We start from the raw sequence: 12,356 nt of genomic DNA, 5'->3' as shown, positions 1-12,356 counted from the left end.
TTATAATCTAATACACAATTGATTACATTTTTGGCACATCCTTTGTTTATGGCAGGATAGATTTAGACTCAATGACCCTTGTATGACTCTTGTATGCAAAAAATAAATTTCATAACTCTACTTTTTTTATTTTCTATGGCAACGGGGGTGCCGGCACAGCAGGTGCTGACACTTCCCGAAGCCATTGAGATGGCGCGACTACAATCGGTAGACGCCGCGGTGGCGCTTAACGAGTTAAAGACATCCTACTGGGAATACCGCACCTACCGGGCAGATCTGCTGCCGGAAGTGAATTTCTCTGCCACCCTGCCGGATTACAGAAGGAGTTATAACCTATACCAAAGTGACGATGGCTCCTATAAATTTGTCAGAACCAATTCACTGAGTGTAAACGGTGATATCTCCATCGACCAGAATGTATGGTTAACCGGCGGAAAACTGTCCCTCAACACCTCTTTGCAATATATCGATCCGCTGAATTCGTCCGGAGCCAACCGCTACTATATGAGTGTGCCGGTAGGGGTCACCTATTCCCAGCCCATCTTCGGCGTAAACAACATGAAATGGAAACGGCGTATTGAGCCCATCCGCTATAACGAAGCGAAAGCCTCTTATCTGGAAAACGTGGAAATCATCACGCTACGCACCATCACCTATTATTTCCAGCTACTCCTGGCAAAGGAAAACCTGCATATCGCCGAACAGAACAAGAAGAACGCCGACCGTATCTACGAAATTGCACAGGCACGCCGTAAAATGGGGCAGATATCGGAAAACGAACTGCTGCAACTGGAACTTTCAGCCCTGAAAGCAGCATCCAACCTCACCAAAGAAGAGTCGTCCCTCAATGGTGCGATGTTCCGGCTACGGTCGTTTTTGGGACTGAGCGAAACCGACACCATCGATCCGGTAATCCCTGAAATGACACAATATCCGGTGATCAGTTATCACGAGGTGTTGGAAAAAGCGCAACAAAATAACCCGCTTGCCCAAAATATCCGTCGCCGCCAGTTGGAAGCTGATTATGAAGTGGCAAAAGCCAAAGGGGCACAACGCGAAATAGACCTGTTCGCTTCGGTAGGATATACCGGGCAGGATCAGGCATTCCGGGCAGCATACCAGAACCTGATGGATTACCAGGTGATACAGGTAGGCGTAAAGATCCCCATTCTTGATTGGGGTAAACGCAAGGGGCGCGTGAAAGTGGCGGAGTCCAACCGCGACGTGATCGCTTCCCGTCTCAAACAGGAACAGATGGATTTCAACCAGGATATCTTCCTGTTGGTAGAGCAATACAACCACCAGGCAGCACAATTGCGTATATCCCGGGAAGCCGATGTGATCGCACAGAAACGTTACAACACATCGGTAGAATCATTCATGATCGGAAAAATCAACACCCTCGACCTGAATGACGCTCAGCTCTCGAAAGACAATGCCCGAGCCAATTACGTTTCGGAAATGCATTTATACTGGTATTATCTCTATCAACTGCGCAGCCTCACATTGTATGATTTTGAAAAGGGCGTAAATATGGATGCTGAATTTGAACGGTTGGTAAGGGAATAATGTGTCAATTTTCTTAGGAACGAACACATAGCCAAACTTGTTTTCGCTTTGTCGAGTGACGACATAAAATGAACGAAGTCAATGAGTTAATGTGGATAACCCCGATAAATCGGAGCAAGTAATGCCAATGAGATAAAAATAGTAACTTTGCGCTCATGATAATCTTGATAATTGATGACGATGCGATTGTACGTTCTTCACTTTCACTACTGCTGAAACGTGCGGGATATGAAACCGAAGCGGTGGCTTCTCCCAAAGCGGCGCTGGATTTCGTACGCCATACCTCGCCGGACCTGATGCTGATGGATATGAATTTTTCACTGACCACCAAAGGAGAAGAAGGATTAGAGTTATTACAGAAAGTACAGGTCTTTTGTCCAAGGGTGCCCGTCATACTGATTACCGCATGGGGCTCCATATCGCTTGCAGTACGAGGGATGAAAGCCGGTGCATTCGACTTCATCACCAAACCCTGGGATAACCGCCAACTATTGAAGTCGGTAGAAACCGCACTCGAACTGAAAGCGCGGAGAGCTATTGACAATCTTCCTCAGACACGCCGGGAGCTGGATGGTCAATATGATTTCTCTTTCATCATCGGACAATCGAAGGCATTGGTCGACGTACTCTCCACCGTAGCCCGAATCGCCGACACCAATGCTTCGGTATTAATCACAGGAGAAAGCGGTACAGGGAAAGAACTGATTGCGGAGGCCATCCACAAAAACAGCTCCCGCAAAAAACAACGGTTTGTGAAAGTCAACCTGGGCGGCGTATCCCAAAGCCTATTCGAAAGCGAGATGTTCGGGCACCGCAAAGGAGCCTTTACCGATGCCCAAGCCGACCGTACCGGACGATTCGAATTGGCGGACAAGGGAACCATCTTTCTGGATGAGATCGGTGAACTCGACATCACCTGCCAGGTGAAACTGCTGCGTGTATTGCAGGACCAGACCTTCGAGGTGCTGGGCGACAGTACTCCCCGAAAAGTGGATGTACGGGTGGTGAGCGCAACCAATGCCGACTTGCAGCAAATGGTACGGGAAAAGACATTCCGTGAAGACCTTTTCTACCGCATCAACCTGATTCAAATTCATCTGCCGGCACTCCGCGAACGAAAAGAAGATATTCCCCTGCTGGCACAATTCTTTGCCGACCGCCAATCGGCACAAAACAGGCTTCCTGCCATTTCATTCACTCCCGACGCTTTCGAACTACTCCAAACGCTTCCCTTTCCGGGAAATATACGGGAATTGAAGAACTTGATAGAGCGCACCATCCTCGTAAGTGGAAAGAGCCGCATTTCGGCAGACGACCTGCGCAGCCAAACACCCATGCAGGGGGCTCAGGGGGTGCAGGGAGTACAGGAAAGGCGAGGAATCCTGCCCGGCAGCTACCATACAGACCAGCCCATGACGTTGGACAACTTGGAAGCACAAACTATCCGCCATGCGATCGAACAACATAACGGCAACCTGTCGAAAGCCGCCCGCGCGCTGGGGATAAGCAGGACCGCCCTCTACCGGCGCATTGAGAAATATGGGTTATGAAACTGAAAGTCTATTTCTATATTCTGGCAATTTTACTGCTGCTGGTCTTCGGGTTTACACTTTACGAGAACTTGGATGCTCCTTCGTGGAAAACATTGGCGCTTGAGGGGCTTATCCTGGGAACTGTGGTATATCTGGTCATTTTCTACCGGAAAACGGTGCGCCCCTTGCAAACGATCAGTAACGGGATGGACCTGCTCCGGGAACAGGATTTCAGTTCCAAACTCCGGGAAGTGGGACAATACGAAGCCGACAGGGTAGTCGCCATCTTCAACAGGATGATGGCGCAATTGAAGAACGAACGGCTCCAACTCCGCGAACAGAATGAATTCCTCGACCTGCTCATCACTGCTTCACCCATGGGTGTCATCGTGCTGAACTACGACCACCAGATTACCGACCTCAACCCGGCGGCAGTCAGACTGTTAGATGTGAAGAATGCGGATGGGGTGAGAGGCAAGACAATCTCCGAAATAAAAGAATCGGTGCCGATCGACCTTTCAGAAATACCGATGCACGAAACCCGCTCTATCGGCCTGAGTAATGGTACCGTCTATAAATGCTCACTGGAATCATTTGTCGACCGGGGATTCCCTCGTCCGTTCTACTTGATCGAAAGTCTTACGGAGGAAGTACGCAGGGCAGAAAAGAAAGCATACGAAAAAGTGATCCGCATGATATCCCACGAGGTAAACAACACCACCGCGGGGATCACTTCCACCCTCGACACCGTGATTGAAGGACTTGAACCGGTCCCCGAAGCAGAGGATATGCGACAGGCCATGCAAATCTGCGTGGAGAGATGTTATGGGATGAGTCGCTTTATCACCAACTTTGCCGATGTAGTAAAGATTCCGAAAGCAGAGCGGGAACTGATCGACCTGAACCGGTTAATCACCAACCTGATACGTTTTATGGAAGTGATGTGTACACACAAAAACATCCGGCTCACCTTCAAGCCGGACGAGCACCTTCCACCGGTACTGCTTGACACATCGCTCTTTGACCAGGTAATACTGAACATCATCAAGAACGCGGTGGAAAGTATTGAAGAAAATGGGGAAATCATCATCACCACAGAGGCGCAGTCGAAAAAATTGGTCATTGCGGACAACGGGAAGGGAATCAGCAGGGAGGTCGAGAAAAAGATATTCAACCCCTTCTTTTCCAGCAAACCCCAAGGACAGGGGATCGGACTGCTTTTTATCCGTGAAGTACTCGCACAGCATGATGTCCAATATTCCTTACGCACTTACCCCGACAACTGGACACGGTTTATTATCCGGTTTGATTAAGGATACTCACCCTGCGATGGTGTCGAGCATCTTGTCGAGGTTGAGGCTGCGGGCGGAAGCGTCGAATATCTTGCGGTATTCCCCGTTCAGTTTATAGAGCGACTCATGCGAGCCGGTCTCCACCAACCGTCCCTCTTTTAATACGTGGATCACGTCGGCATCCACGATCTGCGAAAGTGAGTGGGAAATAATCACCACCGTGCGGCCTTCCTTGATGGCATCGAGGCTCATCTTGATATGCTCGGTGGCAATGGCGTCGAGGCTGGCGGTCGGCTCATCAAGGAAAATCACCGGCGGATTCTTCAGGAACAACCGGGCAATGGCGATCCGTTGCTGCTGTCCGCCACTCAGGTTGGAAGCGTCGGTATCGTAACCGTCGGGCAGCAGAAGCACCTGGTCGTGCAGAAAAGCACTTTTCGATGCTTCGATCACCTCCTCACGCGTAGCATCGAGTTTCCCGTAAAGGATATTGTCATAGATGGTTCCCTTGAAAATATGATTCTTCTGCAATACCAGACCGATATTGTTACGCAATGACCCGTTCTCATACTCTTCCAGGTCGATCCCGTCCAGCAGGATCTCTCCGCGATCAGGCTTATAAAATTTACAAAGAAGATTAATCAGGGTACTCTTGCCGGCCCCGCTTAAGCCGACAATAGCCGTCGTCTTGCCTTTTTCAAGGGTGAGACTGACATCCGAAAGCGCCTCCTTCCCGTTGGGATAGGTGAAGGTCACATCACGTACTTCAAACTGTCCCTTCACATCCTGGGCTTTTATGTCACCACCCACCTCTACCGCATCGTCGTTGGCAAGCACCTCGAAAAATCCGTCGGCATAGATCAGGGCGTCATTCACCTGGTCATAGATACGATGCAACTGGCTGATGGGAGCCGACACGTTGCGGAAGAGCATGATATGCATCATGATGGCACCGATTCCCATCTGTCCGTCAAGCACCAGAAATACGGTAAGGATAATGATCAGCACCACCCCGATCTGCTGTATAAACGATTTCAGGCTCTCGTAGACATAACTTGTCCGGCGGGTCTGCAATTGGTTGTTGAGCATCTCCATCTGCACATCATATTGTTTCTTTCCTTCCGGTTCTTCCCGTACGAAGCTCTTGATCACCGTGATGGAATCGATAATATTGATCAATCCATGGTTCTTGCGTTCGCGTTGCCCCCGCAACTGGATGCGCCATCCTTTCAACCTACCTGCCTGTTTCTGGCTCACATAAAAGTAAGCCGGAACTATGATCGTAGCCAGCAACCCCACATAGAGGTTGGCGTTATACATCACCACAAGGGCGATGATAGCGGTTGAAAACAGGGGCAGTATATCGAGGAAGAAGTTCTGTACCAGCCCGATAAGGCTCTCAATTCCCCTATTAATGCGGGTTTGCAATAATCCGGTCTGGTTTTCCGGTTCGGAAAAAAACGACATCTTATATCTCAATATACGATCTACAGCAGCCTGGGAAAGGTCGCTTCCCACTTTGATACGGATTTTCTCCCCGAAATATTTCTGTCCGAACTGGATACCGATGTTCAGCAACTCATTGGCAAGCATGATGGCGGAAATGATCAACAGTAAGCGCACCCCGTTCTCAAACGGGTCGGACTGCCTGAGCAACTCTTCCACACGATTGATCGTCTCGTTCACTAAAAGCGGATTTACCTGGGCGGCAAACGATCCCACCAGCGTGAGAAGGAGTGTCCCCGCAATCATCTTCCTATAGGGTTTCACATATGGGACAAGGTTCCGGAAAAGGGCTTTAAAAGACTGGCTATAAGTTTCTTTATTAATCATCGACCATTGGACTTAACAAGTTGAAAAGGGTTTAAACTATTTCATTATAATTCAATTTGGATAGCAAAAGAAATAATTTAAGAATAATTTGTTATCTTTGAAACCGGAATACTTTCAATTATCTATTTTTTTTACAATGGCATTATCCCAACAAATATATTATTTTATCATATTCGTATCACAGCAATGAAGAATGAACAAAAAAACAATGTATTATCTTCCCTCGCCCAATTATTGGAGCTTAACAGGAAGAAGATAACAGAGGCCAACGAGGCCGATATGCACGCATTTCCCGCGATGGACGCTTCCATGAAAGACCGGCTCAAGGTGGATGAAAAGAAAATCGACGGAATGATCCGGTCATTGGAAGAGGTTGCTTCACAACCCGATCCTGAAGGGAAAACCCTATATGAATTCGTACGGGAAGACAGGCTCCGTATTGTCAATCAGACAGTACCATTCGGAACCATCCTGATTATTTACGAGTCGAGGCCCGACGTCACCATAGAGGCAGCGGCCACTGCTTTCAAGGCGGGAAATCATGTTTTACTGAAAGGAGGGACAGAGGCACGCCATACTAACCTATTGCTCACCGAATTATGGCAACAAGCATTAGCCGGGCAGAAGGTTGGTACGGATTATATAGAATATCTCGATCTGTCACGGGAAGAAACGCAACGCCTCATCAAGGAAAACAGCCGCCGGGTGGATCTCATTATTCCGCGCGGCGGGGAAGGATTAATCCGGTTCGTGCAGGAAAATGCTTCTGTGCCTGTCATCGTGAGTGGTAGAGGAAATAATTTTCTTTATGTGGATGACAACTCCGATTTTGCCATGGCCGTCCGGCTGATAGTAAATGGGAAAAAACGTATCAGCGTATGCAATGCTATTGACAAGGTACTCATACACAAAGATATCAACAGATTAGAAGAGAATCTGTCCGACCTGGTGTCGCACCTTACTGAAAAAGGTATTGAGGTGTGGGGAAACAAAGAAATAGCGTCACTGCATAAAGATATCAGGGAAGAAAATGATGCCGCCACGCTCTGTGAGGAGTATCTGGCGCCGAAACTCTACCTTTCCCTCGTGGACGGAATACAGGATGCCATACATATGATCAACCGCTATTCGGGCGGGCATACAGCAGTAATCGTCACCAACGATGCCACCAAAGCCGTTGAATTCATGCAAGAGGTGGATTGTGCCGCGGTCTATCACAATGCGTCATCGCGTTTCACGGATGGTGGTCAGTTTGGGGTAGGCGCGGAAATCGCCATCAGCACTCAAAAACTCCATTTCCGTGGTCCACTGGGTGCCCAGGAATTGGTGACGAACAAATGGTTCATATATGGAAACGGACACGTGAGGGAATAGGTGCTTAGGTGCCCAAGTGATTAGGTGGTTAAGTGGTTAGGTGTGAAAAGTGAAGAACTAAAAACTAAGAACTAAGAGTGAAGAACTGAGAACTAAAAAGGAGGATAAGACAGAGAAAATAGGATGAAGAAGAAACTGATTATAAAAATAGGGACATCCACGCTGACGGCCGGAACAAACCGGATATCATTCGCCGTGATAGAAAGTCTGGCGCGTCAGATCGTGGAACTGAAAAAAGAATACGATATCGTAATCGTTTCCTCGGGCGCGATTGCCACGGCAAGACAATTCGTAGAGATCAATGGATTCAACAAACATGTCGACTCCAAACAGGCGCTGGCTGCGATCGGGCAAACTAAGCTGATGGAGCTGTACGACTCCATTTTCAGTACTTTTGGATTGAATATCGCCCAGATATTGCTGACTTACCGTGATTTTGAGAATCCGACAGCCAACGAGAATACCCGTAATACCATCAGACGACTCTGGCAGGTTGATTACATACCCATCGTCAATGAGAATGATACCGTTTCCATAGAAGAGATCGTGTTGGGAGACAACGATAAGCTTTCTGCGCTGGTGGCGATGATCACAGAGGCAGACCTACTCACCCTTGTCTCCGATATTGATGGCATTTTCGACCGGAACCCTCATCTGCATGCCGATGCACAATTAATCGCCGAAGTAACTGACTTAGATTCCATCAGAGAATATATTGAAGAGAAAGAGTCATTGTTGGGTACCGGTGGCATGTCATCCAAAATACATGCGGCGGAAATATGTATGCAGCATGGCGTAGAGATGTGGATCGTGAACGGGCAACGGCCCAATTACATCATCAATGCCATGGGCAACCGCATCCCTTTCACCCGCTTCGGGAAAGATGACGGGAAGAGTTAGGAGAAAGGGTGACCGGGAGACTGGGAGATCGGGAGAACGGGAGACTGGGAGAACGGGGGACTGGGAGAACGGGGGACTGGGGGACCGGGAGAGTGAAACAAAAAATCAACATATTAATAATCAGCCGGTAATTGGCAATTAGTAATTGGTAATTAGTAATTGGTAATTGATAATTGATAATTGGTAATTGGTAATTAGTAATTGGTAATTAATGAAAGTGAAACATGGTTTTATAGGCTTCGGCAATCTGGCCAAAGCAGTTTATCAGGGATTGAAAGAGGAGAAAGATATTGAATTTGCTTACTTTGCCAGAAGCCGGAAAGAAGTAGATATACCTTATTATGACAAGATTAACGATCTGGTTGCTTTTGCGGATGTGATCTGGCTGATGATAAAGCCCCAGGATCTTTCCACAATTTTAGAAGAGTTGGAACCTCTTGACCGATTCGGCAAAATCGTCGTTTCACCGGTAGCCGGAAGAAACATCGCTTTTATTGAACGTTATCTGGGTAAGGAGCAACTGATCCTACGGATCATGCCTAACCTGGCGATGGCCTACCGTAAATCGGTGACGGCTTTTGCCAGCAATCAACCGGAAAATGAGAATGCGGTGACGATTTTCCATTTGTTGGAAAAGCTGGGGAAAGCTGTGCGGTTAGAAGAGAATGGATTTGATCTGTTCACAGCTGTGTTTGGTAGCGGTCCTGCTTTCATCCTCGCCTTTATCCAGATCTTCAAGGAGAAAATGAAGGAGTTCAACCTTCCCGGACCACTTCTCGACGAACTGCTGTTGGAACTCACACAAGGAACTACCCTCTACTTTTCCCAGAATCAGAAAAGCTACAGTATCGAACAGTTAATACAAAATATCACCAGCAAGGGTGGAACGACCCAGGCCGGACTCGATTATTTCCGTACACATGAGATCGGAAAACATTTTGAAGGAATACTCGATGCGGCAAAAAACCGGTCGGAAGAAATGAGTAGAAACGGAGATTGATACCTTTGCGGTATGGGAAAGGTAAAGTTACAACGCCATATTATGGAAATACTCTCTTCTCCTTTTCTAAAGAAGGAGGATATTGTTCCCATCCTAAAAATGGAAACAAAAGAAGAGATTGAAGCCCTGCAATCCCTGGCGATGAAAGTCAAACAGAAGGAAGTGGGCAGGGTCGTCTATTTCCGCGGGTTAGTGGAATTTTCAAATGTATGCCGGAAGAACTGTTTCTATTGTGGATTGAGAAAAGATAATAAAGCGGTAAACCGTTTCCGTCTCAATGAAGAGGAGATCCTCCATGCGGCTGCCTTTGCCTATCAAAACCGTTACGGTTCGTTAGTACTTCAATCCGGAGAGAATCAGAGTGAGGAGCACATCGATTTTGTTTGCAGGATTGTGCAACAGATCAAATCGAAATTCGATTTGGGAATCACCTTATCCTGTGGAGAACAAACTGAAGAGACTTACCGCCGTTTCTTTGAGAGCGGGGCGCACCGCTATCTGCTTCGTATAGAGACATCTTCACCTCAGTTATATAGAAAATGGCATCCGGACGACAGGATGCACAGGTTTGAGACCCGCCTCAATTGCCTGGGGGTATTGAAAAATATTGGGTTTCAAGTAGGATCAGGAAGTATGGTGGGCGTACCTTTCCAGACTTATGAAGATATTGCTGCCGATATTATTTTCTTCCGCGACATGGAAATTGATATGATGGGGATAGGTCCCTTTATCGAGCATTCAAACACCCCGTTCCATCAACTCAATGCTTATTCCATCCCGCAAGAAGAGCGGTTGGATGTTACACTTCGGATGATAGCCGTATTGAGGATTTTATTGAAAGATGTAAACATCGCTTCCACCACAGCCATGCAGGCATTAGATCCATTCGGACGGGAAAAAGGGTTCTTATTCGGAGCCAACGTGATTATGCCTAACCTCACCCCACCTTCCTACAAAAAAGATTATCTGCTTTACGAAAACAAACCTTGTATCGATGAGGATGCCATCCAATGCGACAAATGCCTCGAAGTAAGAATTGCTTCTGTGGGCGAAACCATAGGATACGGCAAATGGGGTGATCCATTACATTTTTTCCGGCAAACCAAAACAACCCCTTAAAACCTCAAATCTCAGGATTGTGACACCACATCATCACATTACCACATCATTTTTTGCTTTATAAGCGATGGCATAAAAACGGATCTGTTTGATAACGGAAAGCAAACCGTTGGAACGCGTGGGGGAAAGATGCTCTGTCAACCCGATCTCTTTCATAAAACGCAAATCGGTATTGATTATTTCATCGGGAGTACGTCCGTTGAATACCCGCAGTACCAATGCAAGCAACCCTTTCACTATAATGGCATCACTTTCCGCCTGGAACCAAAGTTTCCCGTCACGGTAATCGGTCTGTAACCAGACCCGGCTCTGACATCCCTCAATGATATTTTCGGGAGTTTTATATTTTTCATCGATGGGTTGCAAAGCATTTCCCTGCTCAATGATAACGGCATATTTATCCATCCAGTCATCATACATGCTGAACTCGTCAATAATCTCCTGTTGTACTTCGTTTATCGTCTGTATCATCTTTTCAATATTCAATATTCAACATTCAACATTTAAAATTTAAGACTTTATTAATTGACAATGGAAAATGAATTGCAAATCAGCGTAAGCCAAATCTTGACTTCTCAACTTCTTAACTTCAGACTTCTAATTTTTCATTTTCACTCTTCATTTTTCACTATAAATCACTTCCATTACTGTCTGTCCTACGACTCTAAGAGTGCTCCGGTCGATATTTCGCATATCATCCCTATGTGTATGCCAATGCGGGGCAAACCCCGTTTGGGTATCGGTTTTCAAATTGATTATATTGATGCTCGGAGCCCGGTGATGCTTATTTACCGGTAGGTGGTCGTCGGTGATATACCCTCCGCTTTTCGAGAGGAAATAATTCCCGTACCCTAATTTAACTGCGGTATTCCATACTTTCTCCAATATATTCGATGCATACTGTGTAGAGTATCCTTCTTTCAGGAAAGAGGCATTCGCAGCGCCCACCATATCAAGCAGGATACCATAATCTGCTTTGTAATTCTCCACGTGTGGTTGCTCCGACCAGTACTGTGAACCGAGGCACCACCACTCACCCTGCACCCAATCTGTCTCAAAAGAGGGCTGTCCCCAATCTTCAAGGTCGAAGAAGATAATGTCGACTCCTACCTCCAACGGATACTGTGGCAAGTTACGGGCAATTTCCAGCAATGTTCCTACCCCACTTGCCCCATCATCCGCACCTGCAATAGGTTGTTGTTGCCTACCGGGGTCCGGTTCTTCATCAGCAAAGGGACGCGTGTCCCAATGGGCATAAAGTAAAATCCTCTTTTCTTTTTCGGGATAAAAACTCCCTATGATATTGCGTATCGACAGATTTTTACCGTCGTAATGGGTAATATCTGCTTTTTGCTCTGTCACGAGTGCACCGAATCCTGTTAGTTTCGCCACCAGGTAATCCCCACAGGCTTTATGTGCATCAGAGCCTGGAATCCGTGGGCCAAGATTCACCTGCTTCTCCACAAAAGCGTAGGCACTGTCTGCGTTGAATTCCGGAGAAATTTGCCGGTATACCCCTGTTACAATCGTGTTTTTATTGGACTGGCAAGAATTACACGATAACGAAAACAGTACTCCTGTCAATAACAGGATCAACAGAAAAAGACTACCCGCACGTTGCATTTAATATAGAATAAAGAGTAAAACTTTATAAACTAAAAACTAAAAGTGAAAAGTGAAGAACTAAAAGCGAAAACTAAAAGCTAAAAACTAAGGACCAAGGAGCAAGAGTGAAGA

11 protein-coding genes are annotated in these 12,356 nt (G+C 46.8%); 8 read left to right on the top strand and 3 right to left on the bottom strand.

The genetic code is table 11. The features are described from left to right. Nucleotides 1-93 precede the first annotated feature (93 nt). The 3 genes from ABV001_RS14835 (at nt 94) to ABV001_RS14825 (ending at nt 4,414) form a co-directional block, all read left to right on the top strand. A complete protein-coding gene (locus ABV001_RS14835) occupies nt 94-1,569 on the top strand; it encodes a TolC family protein (RefSeq protein ID WP_502929906.1) in 1,476 nt (491 codons plus the stop codon). A gap of 158 nt (nt 1,570-1,727) precedes the next feature. Continuing rightward, entirely contained in the window at nt 1,728-3,119 is a 1,392-nt protein-coding gene (locus ABV001_RS14830) for a sigma-54-dependent transcriptional regulator (RefSeq protein WP_352423693.1), read from the top strand. Further along, nucleotides 3,116-4,414: a sensor histidine kinase gene (locus ABV001_RS14825; RefSeq protein ID WP_352423532.1), complete on the top strand. Its 1,299-nt coding sequence runs from the start codon at nt 3,116-3,118 to the stop codon at nt 4,412-4,414. The genes ABV001_RS14830 and ABV001_RS14825 overlap by 4 nt, the downstream gene beginning before the upstream one ends. A 6-nt stretch (nt 4,415-4,420) precedes the next feature. Here ABV001_RS14825 and ABV001_RS14820 read toward each other — a convergent pair whose 3' ends face one another. Then, nucleotides 4,421-6,226 (bottom strand): ABC transporter ATP-binding protein, encoded by a 1,806-nt coding sequence (locus ABV001_RS14820; RefSeq protein ID WP_294083853.1) that lies wholly within the window; start codon nt 6,224-6,226, stop codon nt 4,421-4,423. 186 nt (nt 6,227-6,412) lie between these two features. Between ABV001_RS14820 and ABV001_RS14815 the strand changes: the two genes are divergently transcribed. The 5 genes from ABV001_RS14815 (at nt 6,413) to hydE (ending at nt 10,619) form a co-directional block, all read left to right on the top strand. Further along, nucleotides 6,413-7,600, top strand: a complete 1,188-nt coding sequence (locus tag ABV001_RS14815) for a glutamate-5-semialdehyde dehydrogenase (RefSeq protein ID WP_352423531.1) — start codon at nt 6,413-6,415, stop codon at nt 7,598-7,600. A gap of 123 nt (nt 7,601-7,723) precedes the next feature. Beyond that, complete coding sequence (gene proB / locus ABV001_RS14810) at nt 7,724-8,500, top strand: glutamate 5-kinase (RefSeq protein WP_352423530.1); 777 nt, start codon at nt 7,724-7,726, stop codon at nt 8,498-8,500. Then, on the top strand, nt 8,484-8,642 hold the full coding sequence (locus ABV001_RS14805) for a hypothetical protein (protein WP_352423529.1): 159 nt from the start codon (nt 8,484-8,486) through the stop codon (nt 8,640-8,642). Before proB ends, ABV001_RS14805 begins: the two co-directional genes overlap by 17 nt. A 69-nt stretch (nt 8,643-8,711) precedes the next feature. Then, nucleotides 8,712-9,500: a pyrroline-5-carboxylate reductase family protein gene (locus tag ABV001_RS14800; protein ID WP_352423528.1), complete on the top strand. Its 789-nt coding sequence runs from the start codon at nt 8,712-8,714 to the stop codon at nt 9,498-9,500. 12 nt (nt 9,501-9,512) lie between these two features. Further along, entirely contained in the window at nt 9,513-10,619 is a 1,107-nt protein-coding gene (gene hydE, locus ABV001_RS14795; RefSeq protein WP_352423527.1) for a [FeFe] hydrogenase H-cluster radical SAM maturase HydE, read from the top strand. 33 nt (nt 10,620-10,652) lie between these two features. Here the strand turns inward: hydE and ABV001_RS14790 are convergent, their stop codons facing one another. Then, entirely contained in the window at nt 10,653-11,090 is a 438-nt protein-coding gene (locus ABV001_RS14790; protein ID WP_352423526.1) for a SufE family protein, read from the bottom strand. Between the two features lie 147 nt (nt 11,091-11,237). Further along, nucleotides 11,238-12,242, bottom strand: a complete 1,005-nt coding sequence (locus ABV001_RS14785; RefSeq protein ID WP_352423525.1) for a M28 family peptidase — start codon at nt 12,240-12,242, stop codon at nt 11,238-11,240. Nucleotides 12,243-12,356 lie beyond the last annotated feature (114 nt).

This window comes from Proteiniphilum sp., from assembly GCF_040307845.1.
Taxonomy (GTDB): domain Bacteria; phylum Bacteroidota; class Bacteroidia; order Bacteroidales; family Dysgonomonadaceae; genus Proteiniphilum.
This window is presented reverse-complemented; position numbering and strand designations above follow the sequence as displayed.